The sequence below is a fragment of the Sorangium sp. So ce375 genome, from assembly GCF_051473855.1.
GTDB lineage: Bacteria > Myxococcota_A > Polyangia > Polyangiales > Polyangiaceae > Sorangium.
Genome location: NZ_CP150335.1, coordinates 7301454 through 7315870, shown reverse-complemented (window position 1 = coordinate 7315870; position 14417 = coordinate 7301454). Strand labels below are relative to the sequence as shown.

At 71.6% G+C, this 14417-nt stretch carries 11 protein-coding genes; 8 read left to right on the top strand and 3 right to left on the bottom strand.

Going from position 1 to position 14417, the window contains the following annotated elements; genetic code table 11:
- Positions 1-27 precede the first annotated feature (27 nt).
- A complete protein-coding gene (locus tag WME90_RS27090) occupies positions 28-3960 on the bottom strand; it encodes a protein kinase domain-containing protein (protein ID WP_437274897.1) in 3933 nt (1310 codons plus the stop codon).
- A gap of 287 nt (positions 3961-4247) precedes the next feature.
- A complete protein-coding gene (locus WME90_RS27085; RefSeq protein WP_437274896.1) occupies positions 4248-4784 on the bottom strand; it encodes a GNAT family N-acetyltransferase in 537 nt (178 codons plus the stop codon).
- A gap of 227 nt (positions 4785-5011) precedes the next feature.
- On the opposite strand from WME90_RS27085, the gene WME90_RS27080 reads away from it, so the two are divergent.
- Positions 5012-5437: a hypothetical protein gene (locus WME90_RS27080; protein ID WP_437274895.1), complete on the top strand. Its 426-nt coding sequence runs from the start codon at positions 5012-5014 to the stop codon at positions 5435-5437.
- Positions 5438-5474: 37 nt separating this feature from the next.
- Positions 5475-6089 (top strand): antibiotic biosynthesis monooxygenase family protein, encoded by a 615-nt coding sequence (locus WME90_RS27075; protein WP_437274894.1) that lies wholly within the window; start codon positions 5475-5477, stop codon positions 6087-6089.
- Between the two features lie 75 nt (positions 6090-6164).
- On the opposite strand, the gene WME90_RS27070 is transcribed toward WME90_RS27075, so the two are convergent.
- Positions 6165-7025 (bottom strand): PAS domain-containing protein, encoded by an 861-nt coding sequence (locus WME90_RS27070; protein ID WP_437274893.1) that lies wholly within the window; start codon positions 7023-7025, stop codon positions 6165-6167.
- 746 nt (positions 7026-7771) lie between these two features.
- On the opposite strand from WME90_RS27070, the gene WME90_RS27065 reads away from it, so the two are divergent.
- From WME90_RS27065 to WME90_RS27040, 6 genes are all read left to right on the top strand, one after another.
- Positions 7772-9013: an enolase C-terminal domain-like protein gene (locus WME90_RS27065; protein ID WP_437274892.1), complete on the top strand. Its 1242-nt coding sequence runs from the start codon at positions 7772-7774 to the stop codon at positions 9011-9013.
- Positions 9010-10128: a hypothetical protein gene (locus tag WME90_RS27060; RefSeq protein WP_437274891.1), complete on the top strand. Its 1119-nt coding sequence runs from the start codon at positions 9010-9012 to the stop codon at positions 10126-10128. The genes WME90_RS27065 and WME90_RS27060 overlap by 4 nt, the downstream gene beginning before the upstream one ends.
- On the top strand, positions 10125-10898 hold the full coding sequence (locus WME90_RS27055) for an SDR family NAD(P)-dependent oxidoreductase (RefSeq protein WP_437274890.1): 774 nt from the start codon (positions 10125-10127) through the stop codon (positions 10896-10898). The genes WME90_RS27060 and WME90_RS27055 overlap by 4 nt, the downstream gene beginning before the upstream one ends.
- The gene (locus WME90_RS27050) at positions 10895-12559 is read left to right on the top strand and encodes an MFS transporter (protein WP_437274889.1); all 1665 of its coding nucleotides are present in this window, start codon (positions 10895-10897) and stop codon (positions 12557-12559) included. Before WME90_RS27055 ends, WME90_RS27050 begins: the two co-directional genes overlap by 4 nt.
- A 109-nt stretch (positions 12560-12668) precedes the next feature.
- Complete coding sequence (locus WME90_RS27045; RefSeq protein WP_437274888.1) at positions 12669-13766, top strand: PfkB family carbohydrate kinase; 1098 nt, start codon at positions 12669-12671, stop codon at positions 13764-13766.
- Complete coding sequence (locus WME90_RS27040) at positions 13763-14404, top strand: bifunctional 4-hydroxy-2-oxoglutarate aldolase/2-dehydro-3-deoxy-phosphogluconate aldolase (RefSeq protein WP_437274887.1); 642 nt, start codon at positions 13763-13765, stop codon at positions 14402-14404. The genes WME90_RS27045 and WME90_RS27040 overlap by 4 nt, the downstream gene beginning before the upstream one ends.
- The last annotated feature ends 13 nt before the right edge of the window (positions 14405-14417 follow it).

Below are 14417 nucleotides of genomic sequence, written 5' to 3'. Positions count from 1 at the left end.
GAGCCGTCCTTCGCCTGCGCGTGAGCCCTACAAGGGCAGGTGCCGAGCCGGGGAGGGGCCTTCCACGAGCCACGCGCGGGCGAGCGCGAGCGTGTGGGCGTTGGCGGACACGTTCTCGAGAAAGCTCTTTCTGAACAAGGGATCGCCGATCTTGCCGGCGCCGGTGAGCAGCTCGTCGCGCGCCTCGCGGATGACCGTGCGGGCCGCCTCGACGTCGCCGCTCGCGTGGAGCGACTCTGCATAGAGCGCGGCGAGCCCCTTCTGACGAGGCACGAAGACCGCGCCGGCGCGCCGGTCCCATGCGAGCGCCTCGCGGGCGAGCGCGGCGGCTTCCTCCGGATACCCCTGCCGGAGCCGGATCTCGGCCATCAAGGCCAGGTGCGTCGTCCGGACCAGCGGCACCAGCGTGGCTGGATCCCCCACCGCGCGGAGCTCCTCCTCCGCGTCGGCGAGCTCGCCCCGGAGGCAGTGGGCCTCGACGCGGAGCAGGCGCGTCGTCGCGCGCCGGCTCGTGGCCATGTGCAGCGAGGCTTCCTGCCGCAGCGCTGCGTCGGTCTGTTCGAGCGCCTCCGTCAGCCTTCGCCGCTCGAGGAGCGAGGCGATCCGGAACGTCATCGCGCCGCGCAGGGCGAAGGCGGGCGCGCCTTCGGTGGCGAGCACGCGCTCGACGTGCACCTCGGCGGCGTCGAAGGCGCCGAGCCACACGCAGGCCATGGCCGCGCGCACCGACGCGATGAGCGCATGGAAGCGATGGCCGGCGGCATCGAGGTTCCGTACCGCGGCGAGGTGAGCGTTGAGCGCTCCCCACGGGTCTCGCGCCACCTGGCACAGCCAAATGCCGCGGGCGAACTGGGCGCAGGTCTCGACGTAGGGATCGGCGTGCGGCGCTCTCTCGATATCGCTCTCGAGCCGGCGGAGGTAGCGCTGTGCCAGCTCTGGCTTCCCTTCCCACAGCAGCGTGATGATGAGCCGGCAAGCGAGCTCTGCCCCGTGGGCGTCGACGGGGAGATCCGCTGGTTCGAGCCATGGGAGCAGCGCATCGAGCGCCCGTCGGTTGTCGGAGTGCGCGATGCAGCTCAGCGCGCCGGTCAGGGCGCGCCGATGGCTGGGGCAACCGGGCGCCGAGGCCTCGAGCGCCCGGAGCGCGGCCTCGTAGGCCTCGTCGTGGGCGTCGCTCCAGATGAGTCCGTCCATCCGGCGGACGTGGAGAGCGGCCAGCGTCTCCCCAGCGGCCCCGCAGTCGAGCCCCTTCTGCGCGCGCGCGAGCACCGCGGGCATGTCGGCGCCGCGCAGGGCCTGCTCGGCAGCGCGCAGGTACTGCTCCGCGGCGCGCGCTCGGTCCTCGCCCCGCGCGAAGTGCTCGGCCAGCACCATCGGATCCTGCTCGCCGGCCTCGAGCAGCCACTCGCCGGCGAGCCGGTGGCCGAGCGCCCGGTCGCGATCGGTGAGCATCGCATAGGCCCCCTCCCGCAAGAGCGCATGGCAGAAGGCGATCTCCTCCTCGCCCGCGAACTGAGAGCTCGGCCGGCGCTCGATGATCTCGCGCTGGGCCAGCTCGGCCCACGCGTCGCGCTCGCTCGTCCCCGGCGACGGGGCGCCCAGCAGCGCGCGCACGCCGCCCATCCAGGCGACCTCCCCGAAGACGCTCGCCGCCCGCAGCTGCCGCCGCGCCTCGAGCCCGAGCGCCGCGAGGCGCGCTTCCACCATGCCCAGCACCGTCTCCGGCAACGCGCCGCCGCGACCTTCCGCCAAGGCCCGGATGAGCTCCTCGAGATAGAAGGCGTTGCCCCCGGCCCGCTGCACGAGCGCGGAGACCTCCTCGGGCGCGAGCGAGGCGCCGAGCGCGCTCCGCACGAGCTGCTCGGCCGCGCGGGCGGGCAGCTCGCGCAGCCGGAGCTCCGAGAGGCCCCGCTCTGCCCAGAGCCGCGGGAAGACCGCGTGAACCTCGGGCCGGGCGAAGGCGAGCAGCGCGTACGGCCGATCGCCGAGCTCCCGCAGCGCCCTGTCGAAGATCCCCATCGAGGGCGCGTCTCCCCAGTGGAGATCCTCGAGCACGACGAGCATGGGGCGCACGCCCGTCACGGCCCGCGCGTAGTCGAGGTACGCTCGCTGGATCCCCTCGGCCATCAGCGCCGGGCTGTGCCGCGCGGCCCGCAGCGCCGGCAGAGCGTCGTCGGGGAGGGGGGCGACGCCGAGGAGCTCGCCAAGGAACCCGGCCACCCGTAGCCCGTCCTCGCGCGAGAAGAGCGGCGCGAGCGCCTGGGTGAGCCTCCGCCGCCGCGCGTCGACGGCCTCGCCCGCGGCGATCCCGAGCGCGCCCCGCAGCGATCCGGCGAGCATCGCGAACGTGGCGCCCGTGCCGATCGAGTCGCCGCGGACGACGCTCAGGCTCACCTCGGGGTGACGCTGGCGCAGCACCTCCATGGCCTCGTGGCGCAGGCGCGATTTGCCCATGCCCGCCGCCGCGGTCACCAGCGCCACCGCGGCGCGCCGCTCGGCGAAGCTCTCGTCGACGAGATCGATCAGGTGGCGCAGCTCCCGCTCGCGCCCGACGTGAGGGCTCGGCTTGCCCAGGAGCTTGCGCGCCCCCTCGCCGATCTCGCGCTCCGCCTTGAGCCAGCAGCGCCCGCCCCGCTCCACCACCTCGAAGCGCACGTCGAGCAGGGCCCGCGTCACCGCGTCGATGTGGACGCCCTCGCGCGGGCTGTCCGCGCCGCCGAGCGCGGCGGCCTCGTCGAGCAGGGCGGCCGCCCGGTCCAGCACCTCGCTGAGCGGCGATCGCCCCGCCGGCTCTCCCCACCCCGTCACCAGCACGACCGCCGCGCTGGGCAGCTGCGCGCGGATCTGCAGCGCGCAGCGCGCCACGAGCGCCGCCTGATCGGTCGCGCTGCCCGCGCTCGTCGCGATGGTCACCACCATCCCATCGCCGAGCTCCTCCACCTGCGCGCTCAGCGGCGAGGCCGCGCGGCGCACCACGGCGAGCGTGTTCGGCGCTGACGTGTGCAGCTCCAGCGACTCGGTCGACTCGAAATACGAGGCTTGCGCCGGCCGGACCGCCACGATCGAGACCAGGCGCTTCTCCCCCGTGGTGATGACCCCGCCGGGAGCGGGGACCGAGGGCGCCTTGCTCCCCTCGTGCGCGCTGAGCGCATCCAGATAATGCGCCACGGCCGCGCCGTCCTCGGGCCGCGCCGCGGGATCCTTGGCCAGCATCCGCGCGAGCAGCTCGTCGAGCGCCTGGGGCACCTCGGGCCGCAGCTCGCTCGCCCTCGGAGGCTCCTCCAGGAGCAGCTTCCAGACGAGCGCCATCGGGTGTTGCCCGCGAAACGCTCGCTGCCCGGTCAGGCACTCGAACAGCACGCAGCCGAGCGAGAAGATGTCGGCGCGCGCGTCGAGCGCATCGAGCTCTCCCCGCGCCTGCTCCGGCGCCATGTAGCCCAGCGTGCCCACCACGGCGGATGTCTGCGTCAGCCGCGACGTCGCGTCCGACACCTGCGCGACGCCGAAGTCGAGCAGCTTGACCCGATCGAGCGCGCCGCCGACAAGGAAGATGTTGCTGGGCTTGATGTCGCGGTGCACGATCCCGCAGGCGTGCGCCACGCCGAGCGCGTCCGCCACGGTCCTCGCGAGGGCGACACACTCGTCGATGCGCAGCTCCTGCCGCGACAGCCGATCTGAGAGGCTCTCACCGGAGAGCCACTCCATCGCGAGGTACGGTTCCCCCGTCGGCGTCACGCCGTGGGTGGCATAACGCACGACGTGTGGGTGCTCCAGCCGGGCCAGCGTCTGCGCCTCGCGGACGAAGCGCGCTTGCGCGCGCGCGTCCACCTTGCGGAGCAGCTTGACGGCGACGACCGCCCCGTTCGAGCGATCGATGGCTCGGTAAACAGTGCCCATCCCTCCGGATCCAGCGATCTCCGCTAGCTCGAAGCGGCCGTCCAGCAGCCTGAAGGGCAGCATGCGCGTGCAGGATGCACCCTCACCGGAGCGCGAGGCAAGGCGGACGAACGGCGTGAATGTGCCGTGGCGCCTCGGTGGGCGATGGCGGGCTCGACCGGTGCAAGGGCTCGTTGGCGTGAACGCCGATCACGTCATCGAGCTTCGAATCGGCACGTTCCAATCTCACGCGGTGCTCACGCGGCGAGCCCTCTCATGGCGGCTCGCTCCACCCCAAAAAGGCCGTTCGCGGAGGCGCTCACTCCGCTCAACGGGTCAATCGCGGCGGAGACCGACGTCGACAGGAGACTTTACGGAGCGCCGTCGCCGCGCTCGAGATCGAGCCGCATGGCGCAGCGCCGCGCCGGGTCGAGGCCTTGGCGCGCCTCGTTCTCGAGGATGGCCGTGAGCCGCTGGGAGGCCTCGGCGGGCGACAGCTCGCGGAAGCCCATGGATGCGTAGAACGGCCCGTTCCAGGGGACGGTCCGGAAGGTGGTCAGGGTCAGCGCCTTCAGCCTTGCGGCCCGCGCCCACGCGATGACGTGGCCGAGCAGGCGTCGACCCAGCCCTTGCCCCTGGCGGTCGAGGGCGACGTCGAGCTCGCGGATGTGGAGCTCGTCGCCGGCCGCCTCGGCGCCCAGGAACGCGATGGGCTCGCCGGTGCCGTCGTCGATCACCCAGAGCGTCCCGGCCCGGAGCGCGGCGCGCCAGCCCTCCGCCGGCGTCACGTTCGTCAGGGCCTCGAGGTCGAGGTCTGTGCTCCTGAAGGCGTCGCTCGCCGAGCGCTCGATCTCGGGTAGGCGAGGCAGGTCGGACTCCGAGGCAAGCCGTACGAACGTCGATGTCATCCGGGGCTGCGAAGGCTAGGCGGCGGCGGGCGCACCCGCAAGATCGAGGCGCGGCGGCGCCTCGGGGGAGGGCGCCTCGACGCCGTGGCTCCTCCGGGCCATCCATCGCGAACGGAAGAGCGCCGTCGATTGAACGTTCTGCGAGGGTCCGGGAACCGAGGTCCATCCGGTCACGCAGCGGCGCCCCCACGGAGGGAGGCCTGCGGCGTGCTCGCAAGGAGCCACAGATGCCGCTCGTCCCCTGGGCCCGCGCGCCGCGATCCGCCTGGCGCCGGCTCGCGAAGCCGCTGCTCGGCCTCGCGGTCTTCGCCGCGCTCTTCGTCGTCCTCGCGTGGCGACTCGACTGGCCCTCTGCGGCCGCCGGGCCGCTCGACGCGGCCGCCGCGAACCCTCTCGGCCAGCTCTCCCGCGCCGCCGCCGACCGCGCGCCCCTCGCCGGCGTCATCGAGGAGCGACTCTCGGCCGGGTCGTACACCTATGTCGCCGTGCGCGCGGGCGAGACCCTCACATGGGCTGTCACGGTCGGCGACGCGCCGCCGCCCGGCACCCCGGTGCAGGTGCGGAGCATGGGTCGCAAGACGAATTTCCACTCACGCCGCCTCGCGCGGACGTTCCCGGACCTCGTCTTCGGGATCGTCTCGCGCGCTGACTGAGCCCCCGGCAACGCACAGAGCAGAGAGGACCAGGACCATGATGACACGTAGATTCCACAAGATGTCGAGCGCGACGATCGAGCTCTCCTCGCGCGCGCTCGCCGCTTCCGTCTTGGCGGCGCTCGGCGTGACGCTGTCCGCGTGCAACTCCGACTCGGGGACGAAGACGCCCGACGCTCCCCCCGCCGAGTGCGCGGGAGGCGTGCTCGAAGCCGATCTGGAGGCGGCCCCGCTGAGCGGGCCTGGCGTCGATCCGGACACCGGGAAGCTCCGGCCGCCTCCGGAGGGGTCGTCGTACGCCGTCAGCGCGACGTACGGGGTCCCGCGGCGGGGCGACGAGGCCGTGATGGAGCGATACCTGCAGATCTTCGGGGCGATCCAGGCGCAGCTCGCGTCGCAGCCCGGCCTCGTGGCCATCCAGCTGGGCCAGTCGCCCTCCTGCGGCTCCGGGCGCACGCTGGCTGTGTGGGCCTCGCCCGACGCCATGTACGATTTCGTCATGAGCCCGGCCCACCTCGCGGCGATCGACGCGGTGAACGAGCTGCTCGAGCCCACCTATGTGGTCACCCACTGGGAGGCGGCCGAGACCGACGGCATCACGCTCGCAGACTCGGTCCGTCGCATCCAGGCGCTCGGCGACCCGGCGCGATGAGCCGACGCCGCAGCGTCCGCGCCGTGCGCGCGCCGCGGCGCCTGCCGTGCGCGCGCCGGCGGGTCGCGCGCCGGCTCAGCGGCCGGCCGCGCGCGCCGCGCTGAGCCGGCTCATCGCGTAGGCGAGCCCGCTCTGGAGCGTGCCCTGCGTGGTGATCCGGCCGAAGTCGATGCCCAGCCCTACCAGCGTCCTGGCGATGTCCGGGCCGATGCCCACCATCACGCTCCGGCAGCCCAGCAGCTCCGCCGCTTGCACGGCGCGCACCAGGTGGCGCGCCACGGAGGAGTCGATCACCGGCACGCCGGTGATGTCGAGGATCACGAACTCGGCGCGCCGCTGCCCGATGGCCGCGAGCAGGCTCTCCAGCGCCTGGGCGGCGCGCCGATCGTTGAGCTCGCCGACCAGCGGGATGAGCAGGATCCCCTCCCAGACCTGGATGACCGGCATGGCCACGCGATCGAGCAGCTCCGCCTGCATCTGGATGATGGCGCGCTGCTCCCGGTTCTCGGCCGCGATCCGCTCGGCCTCCATGTGCCGCTGCTTCAGGTCGGTGATGTCCGTGATGAGCCCGCAAAGGCCGACCACCTCCCCCTGCGCGCTCTTCATGGGGAACTTGCGGGTCCAAATCGTGCGCGTCACCCCGTCCGACCCCGTGGCGCTCTCCTCGTTCTCGCTCGGCTCACCCGAGTTGAAGACGATGTCGTCGTAGCTCCAGAAGATGTCGGCCTGCTCCTTCGGCCAGTAATCCGGATCGCTGCGGCCGATCAGGTCGTCGTAGCGCTGCCCGATCAACCTGCAGAAGCCCGGGTTGCAGGCGATCCAGCGATGTCGCCGATCCTTGACGAAGATGGGATCCGGGATGGTGTCGATCACGAGCTGGAGCAGCCCGAAGGTCTTCCAGTCCGAGACGTCGATGCAGGGGAGTGTGAACGCCATGCAGCCAGGCCCATCTCCCCCCCGACGCCGACCAGTCACCCCTTATCAGCCATCGTGGGTGGCCGTGCAAGGACAGAAACGCACAGGAACACGCGTGGAGACCCGGAGACGTGGTGCTGCACGCAGTTGGCGTGTGGCGTGCGCGCGTGCACGCGCGCACGCGCGCACGCCACACGCCACGGAGTGTCCAGTTGTGCCTGGCCTTGCTAACTGCCGCTACACCGTGACACGGGGGATGGAACGTAGATGTGCGCGAAATCCGTGTTTATTTCTGCGCTTGTTGTGCGGCCGACGGGCGCCCCGGCGGCGCTCCACGCGCGCTCGCGTCGAGCGGCCCAGGGGCGAGGTCGGACCGCCTTCGCCACGCGCCCCACGAGGTCGCGCACGGAGCAGATGTTCCCGTGATCGGTGCGAAGACCCGTGCGCAGCTCGACGACGCGCCCGGCGCCCTCCACCGGCCGCTGCCGAGGCACGGGCGCCGGGTCGTCGGCGAGCGGGCGGCCTCCGTCCAGATTCGACCTCGCGGCGTGATCACTCCGCCGCGGTCCGGGAATTCATCGGGGCCCTATGGCAAGCCTCTTTCCAAAGGAGGCCACAACCTATAGAGCTGGCCACCTCGCCGATCTGTTTCCTGCGCTCTGCAGACGATCGAGCGACGGCCCGCCGAGGCAGGTGTCACTGCCCGCAGGGATGCCTTTTGTCGAGGCACGTTGGTCCTCTGGGGGGCCCGTGGAGTCCCGTCCCGCATGAGAATCGTCGATATCCGCGCCACCACCGTCACCGTGCCGCTGGAGGCGCCTTTGCGCCACGCCAACGGCTGTCACTGGGGTCGCTTCGTGCGCACGATCGTCGAGATCGAGGCGGACAACGGGCTGATCGGCCTCGGTGAGATGGGCGGCGGCGGCGAGTCGGCCGAGGCCGTGTTCCGCGCGATGAAAGGCTACCTCGTCGGCCACGACCCTGCCCGTCTCGAGGAGATGCGGTTCAAGATCGCGAACCCGACGGCCTCTCTTTACAACAACCGCACCCAGGTCCTCGCCGCGCTGGAGTTCGCGTGCCTCGACCTGCTCGGACAGGCCTTCGGCGTGCCGGTCCACGATCTCCTCGGCGGCAAGCTGCAGGACGAGGTGCCGTTCGCGTCCTACCTCTTCTTCCGCTACCCGAACGCCGACGGGTCTGGCGAGGTGCGCACGCCAAAGCAGCTCGTCGAGCAGGCGAAGGAGCTGAAGAAGAAGTTCGGGTTCACCTCTCACAAGCTCAAGGGCGGGGTGTTCCACCCGGACTACGAGCTCGAGTGCTACCGCGCGGTCGCCGACGCCGTCGGCGAGGATCGCGTCCGCTTCGATCCGAACGCGGTCTGGTCGACGGAGCAAGGTATCCGCTTCGGCCAGGCGATCGAGGACCTGAACAACGACTACCTGGAGGACCCCGTCTTCGGCCTCCACGCGATGCGGCGCACCCGCGAGAAGGTGCGGATGCCGCTCGCGACGAACACCGTCGTCGTGGGCTTCGAGCAGCTCGCCGCCAACGTCCTCGACACGGCGGTGGACGTCATCCTGCTCGACACGACGTTCTGGGGCGGCATCCGGCCGTGCGTGAAGGCGGCGGGGATCTGCGAGACGTTCGGCCTCGGCGTCGCGGTCCACTCCTCGGGTGAGCTCGGCGTGCAGCTCGCGACGATGCTGCACCTCGGCGCCGTCATCCCGAACCTCTCGTTCGCCGCCGACGCTCACTATCACCACCTTCGAGACGACGTCATCCAGGGAGGCCCGCTCCCCTACCGGAACGGCCGAATCCGCGTCCCCTCCGGCCCCGGGCTGGGTGTCCGCCTCGATCGCGAGAAGCTCGCCCACTACGCGGAGGAGTACCGCCGGCTCGGCTCCTATCCCTACGACAAGGACCCGCTGCGCCCGGCCTGGTGCGCCACCGTGCCGAACGACCGCTGGGCCGATCCAAAGGACGAACGAATCCCCGAGGTGCCGAGATGACCCTCGCCGAGCGCGTGTCCGCGGCCGTCAACGCCGCTCCCATCATCGATCTCCACACCCACCTCTTCGCGCCGCAGTTCCCTGCGCTGAACCTGTGGGGCGTCGACGAGCTCCTGACCTACCATTACCTCGTCGCCGAGGCGCTGCGCGCCGAGCCGAAGGTCACGCCAGAGGCGTTCTTCGCGCTCGACAAGGAGGCGCAGGCCGATCTCGTGTGGGCGTCGCTGTTCGTGCGCCGATCGCCGCTGTCCGAGGCCACCGCAGGCGTCGTGACGGTGCTCCATGCGTTCGGGCTCGACCCCGCCGCGCCGGATCTGCGCGAGGCCCGCGCCTTCTTCGCCGCGCGCCGGGTCGAGGATCACCTGGAAGACGTGCTGCGGCTCTCGGGGGTCAGCGCGCTCGCGATGACGAACGATCCGACCGACCCGGTGGAGCGCGCGGTCTGGGAGTCGGGCGCCACGCCCGATCCGCGGTTTTACACGGCGCTGCGCCTCGATCGGCTCATCCACACGAACGATCTCGCGTCGGAGCTCGATCGGTGGATCGCCCGCATGCGGCCGCGCTACCTGGCGATCTCGGTCAACGAGGTCTCGGCCCCGCCCCGGGCCGTGCTGGACGCGTGCCGCGATCACGGGCTGCCGTTCGCCATGATGATCGGCGTCCGGCGTGCGGTGAACCCCCGCCTCGGCGTGGCCGGCGACGGGGTGAGCACGGTCGACCTGACCCCGCTCGAGCGGCTCGCCAGCGAGAACCCCGACGTGCGCTTCCTCGTCACGACGCTCGCCCGCGAGAACACGCACAGCCTCTGCGTCGTGGCGCGCAAGTTCGCCAACGTCCTGCCGTTCGGCTGCTGGTGGTTCATGAACAACCCGAGCCTCATCGAGGAGACGACGAGCATGCGCCTGGAGATGCTCGGGCCGACCTTCGTGCCGCAGCACTCCGACGCGCGCGTCCTCGATCAGCTGATCTACAAATGGCGCCACTCGCGGAGGGCGATCGCGAACGTGCTGACGCGGCGGTACGCGGCGATGCCGGTCGCGCCGACCGACGCGCAGATAGAGCGCGACGCGCGGGCGCTCCTCGGGGGCATCGCGAAGGACTGGCTGGGAGCATGACGAAGCTCTTCGACATCTCGGGCCGCACGGCCGTCGTGGTCGGTGGCACCTCCGGTATCGGGCGCGCGATCGCCCTGGGCCTCGCCGAGGCGGGCGCCCACACCGTCGCCTCGGGCACGCGCGCGGATCGCGTGCAGGCGGTCGCCGCCGAGATCCGCGAGCGGGGCGTCCGCTCGATCGAGGCGACGTGTGACGTCGGCGATCGGGCGACGCTCGACGCCCTGCGCGACCGCGTGATCGAGGCGTTCGGCCGCGTCGACATCCTCGTCAACTGCGCCGGTCGGACCTTCCGGAAGCCCACCGCCGACGTCGGAGAGGCCGAGTGGGGCAGCCTGCTCGACACGAACGTCACCGGCATGCTGCGCGCTTGCCAGGCCTTCCACGGCCCCTTGAGAGACAGCGGCCGGGGCCGCATCGTCAACATCGCCTCGCTGTCGAGCTTCGTCGCGTTCCACGAGGTCGCGGCCTACGGCGCGTCGAAGGCGGCCGTGCTGGCGCTCACCCGGAGCCTCGGCGCCGAGTGGGCGAAGCACGGTATCCGGACGAACGCGCTCGTGCCGGGCGTGTTCGTGACCGATCTCAACCGCGCCCTCCTCAACGGTACGCCGCGCGGGCAAGAGCTGCTCGCCCGCACGCCCCTCGGCCGCTTCGGCGACACGCAGGAGCTGGTCGGCGCGGCGCTCTTCCTCTGCTCTGACGCGGTGAGCTTCATCACTGGCACGAGCATCGCAGTCGACGGCGGATTCCTCGCCTCCGGGGTGAACCAATGACCGCAGCGTCTCCCCTGGCTCCGGCGACCGCCGGCGTCATGACCCGCACGCGCTGGACCATCTGCGCGCTCCTCTTCTTCGCGACGACGATCAACTACCTCGATCGGCAGCTGTTCTCCCTGCTGATCCCGTTCTTCGAGAGCGAGCTGCGCCTCGGGCCGACGGACCTCGCGCTCATCAACGTGAGCTTCCTGCTCGCCTACGGCTTCGGCATGGTGTTCGTCGGTCGCTGGATCGACCGCGTCGGGCCGCGCAAGGGGCTCAGCGTGACGTTCCTGATCTGGAACATCGCCTCGGCCGGCCACGCCATCGTCGGCAGCTTCGCCGGCTTCGCCGGGATCCGCTTCCTGCTCGGGGTCGGCGAGGCCGGCAACTTCCCGGCCGCCGTCCGCACCGTCGCCGAGTGGTTCCCCAAGAAGGAGAGGGCGCTCGCGACCGGGCTGTTCAACTGCGGGTCGAACGTGGGCGCCATCCTGGCCCCGCTCCTCGCGGTGCGCATCGCGGAGTCGTACGGGTGGCGGACCTGCTTCCTCCTTCTGGGCGGCGTCGGCGTCGTGTGGATCTTCTTCTGGACGCGCCTCTACCGGCGGCCCGAGGAGCACCCGAAGGTATCGCCCGAGGAGCTCGCGCACATCCGCTCCGACCCGAAAGAGGCGACCGAGTCCCTCGGCGTCGGCGAGGTGTTCGGGATGCGGCCCGTCTACGCGGTCGCCGCGGCGAAGTTCTTCACCGACGCGCCGTGGTGGTTCTACCTCACCTGGCTGCCGAAGTTCCTTGTCACCGAGTTCAACCTCAAGCCGACCTTCATGGCCTACGCGATCCCGGTCGTGTTCCTCGTGGCCGACGGCGGCGCGATCGGCGGCGGCTGGCTGTCCTCGAGGCTCATCGCGAGCGGCCGCTCGGTCGGTACGGCGCGGAAGCTCGCGATGCTGGCGTGTGCGCTCTCCGCGGTGCCCGTCATGTCCGTCGGGCTGCTCGTCGATGTCCCGAGCGTCGCGGGTATCCCCACGATCTTTGTCGCGGTCGCGATCCTGTCGCTCGCCGCGGCGGCGCACCAGGGCTGGAGCAGCAATCTCTACACGCTCGTCTCGGATGCCCTCCCGCGCCCCGCCATGGCCACGGTGGTCGGCGTCATGACCGCGTTCGGCGTCGTCGGCGGAGCGCTCTTCCAGATCTTCGTCGGCTGGGCGCTCACGGCCACCGGCTCGTACGTCCTGCCGTTCCTGCTCGCGGGGACGCTGTACCTCGTCGGCCTGCTCGCGCTGCACCTCATCTTGCCGCGCGTCGAGCCGGTCGCGCCCAAGCGACGCGTGCCGAACGCTGCGATCTTCGCTGGCGGCCTGGTGATGCTCGCCAGCATCGCGGGGCTGCAGTTCGCCCTCAACCGCCCTGCGTACACCTCCATCGACCAGTACCGCGCGACGCGGCCGGCCCAGCTGAAAGCGACGGGCGCGCCGGTCGAGGGCCCCGCCGCCCACGTGGGCTGGATGGACGCGCGCTGGTACCTCTGGCCGACGGCCGCGGGGACCAAGGCGGAGCTCGTCAAGCTCGACCGCGATGGGCGGCCCATCATCGAGGGGAAGGGCGCCGCCGCCAAGGGGTATGCCGGCCCGTCCGCGGCGGAGGTCGAGGCCGCGCGAGCGCCAGGAGGCGATCGGTGAGCACCGCCATCGGCGAGCCTCATCGCATCTCCGCGATCACGGCGGCCACGTAAACCCTGCTCGTCCTCCAGCGCTTCCTTCACGCGACCCGCACCACAGCAAGCAATCCATGTCCCTCACGTTCCGTGATCCTTCCACCTGCCGCTGGGACATCGTCTCCCTCGGCGAGGTCATGCTGCGCCTCGATCCCGGTGACGGTCGGATCTCGACCGCCCGCAGCTTCCACGCCTGGGAGGGCGGCGGCGAGTACAACGTCGCCCGCGGCCTTCGCCGCTGTTTCCGGCTCAGGTCGGCCATCGTGACCGCCCTCGCGGACAACCCCGTCGGCCGCCTGCTCGAAGATCTGATGATGCAGGGCGGCGTGGACCTCACGCACGTCCACTGGAGGACCCACGACGGCGTGGGGCGCCTCGTGCGCAACGGCCTGAACTTCACCGAGCGGGGCTTCGGCATCCGGGGGGCGGTCGGCCTCTCGGACCGTGGTCACACCGCCGCGTCTCAGCTGAAGGCCGGCGACATCGACTGGGACGCCATCTTCGGCGCCGAGGGGACGAGGTGGTTCCATACCGGCGGTATCTTCGCCGCGCTCTCCGAGACCACGCCTGGCGTGGCGAAGGAGGCGATGGAGGCCGCCAGGCGGCACGGGGTCGTCGTCTCGTACGATCTCAACTACCGCCCGTCGCTCTGGAAATCGATCGGGGGCCAGGCCCGCGCGCAGGAGGTCAACCGCGCGCTCGCGCCCTACGTCGATGTGATGCTGGGCAACGAGGAGGATTTCACGGCTGCCCTGGGCTTCGAGGTCGAGGGCGTCGACGAGGGGCACGCCAACCTGCGCGTCGGCGCGTTCCAGAGCATGATCGAGCGCGTCGTCGCGGTGTTTCCGAACATCCAGGCCGTGGCGACGACCCTCCGTGTTGCGACCTCGGCGACGCGCAACGACTGGAGCGCGGTGCTCTATGAGGGCGGCCAGCTCTACAAGGCGCCCGAGCGAAAGGACCTGGAGATCTTCGATCGCGTGGGCGGCGGCGACTCGTTCGCTTCCGGCCTGATCTACGGGTTCCTGACGGGCAAGGGACCGCAGTGGGCGGTCGATTGCGGCGCGGCGCACGGGGCGCTCGCGATGACGACGCCGGGCGACACGACGATGGCGACCGTCGACGAGGTCCTCAAGGCGATGAAGTTGGGCACGGCCCGGGTGGACCGATGAACAAGCAATCTGTGCTCGAGTGGATCGCGCGAACGCGCATCGTCCCTGTGGTGCGCGCGGGCTCGGCCGAGGAGGCGCTGCAGGCGGCCGAGGCCCTCCTCGAGGGGGGGATCGACGTGCTCGAGATCACGATGACCGTCCCCGGCGCGGTGGACGTCGTGCGCGAGGTCGCCGCGCGCCACGGCGAGCGGGCGCTCGTCGGCGCGGGCACGGTGCTCGATGCCCGCACCGCCGAGGCGTGTGTCGAGGCCGGGGCGCGCTTCGTCGTGAGCCCCGCGCTCGACGAGGCGACGGTGAAGGCCTGCGTCGCGATGAACATCGTCCACGCCCCCGGCGCGCTCACGCCCACCGAGGTCGTGGCGGCGCACCGGGCGGGCGGAGACGTCGTGAAGGTGTTCCCCTGCGACGCCCTCGGCGGCGCCTCGTACCTCAAATCGCTCAAGGCGCCTCTGCCCCATATCCCGCTCATGCCCACGGGCGGCGTGACGCTGCAGAACGTGGGCGCCTTCCTCGCGGCGGGCGCGGTGGCGGTCGGCGTCGGCGGCAACCTCGTGGATCTCAAGCTCCTGCGCGACGGCCGGCGCGACGAGCTCGTCGCGCGCGCCCGAGCGTTCCGCGACGCTGGCCGCGCGCCTTGAGGGAGCGCGCGAG

Coding starts and splice junctions, on each gene's coding strand:
- WME90_RS27090 (WP_437274897.1), bottom strand. CDS start 3,960: ATGCTGCCCTTCAGGCTGCTGGACGGCCGCTTCGAGCTAGCGGAGATC.
- WME90_RS27085 (WP_437274896.1), bottom strand. CDS start 4,784: ATGACATCGACGTTCGTACGGCTTGCCTCGGAGTCCGACCTGCCTCGC.
- WME90_RS27080 (WP_437274895.1), top strand. CDS start 5,012: ATGCCGCTCGTCCCCTGGGCCCGCGCGCCGCGATCCGCCTGGCGCCGG.
- WME90_RS27075 (WP_437274894.1), top strand. CDS start 5,475: ATGATGACACGTAGATTCCACAAGATGTCGAGCGCGACGATCGAGCTC.
- WME90_RS27070 (WP_437274893.1), bottom strand. CDS start 7,025: ATGGCGTTCACACTCCCCTGCATCGACGTCTCGGACTGGAAGACCTTC.
- WME90_RS27065 (WP_437274892.1), top strand. CDS start 7,772: ATGAGAATCGTCGATATCCGCGCCACCACCGTCACCGTGCCGCTGGAG.
- WME90_RS27060 (WP_437274891.1), top strand. CDS start 9,010: ATGACCCTCGCCGAGCGCGTGTCCGCGGCCGTCAACGCCGCTCCCATC.
- WME90_RS27055 (WP_437274890.1), top strand. CDS start 10,125: ATGACGAAGCTCTTCGACATCTCGGGCCGCACGGCCGTCGTGGTCGGT.
- WME90_RS27050 (WP_437274889.1), top strand. CDS start 10,895: ATGACCGCAGCGTCTCCCCTGGCTCCGGCGACCGCCGGCGTCATGACC.
- WME90_RS27045 (WP_437274888.1), top strand. CDS start 12,669: ATGTCCCTCACGTTCCGTGATCCTTCCACCTGCCGCTGGGACATCGTC.
- WME90_RS27040 (WP_437274887.1), top strand. CDS start 13,763: ATGAACAAGCAATCTGTGCTCGAGTGGATCGCGCGAACGCGCATCGTC.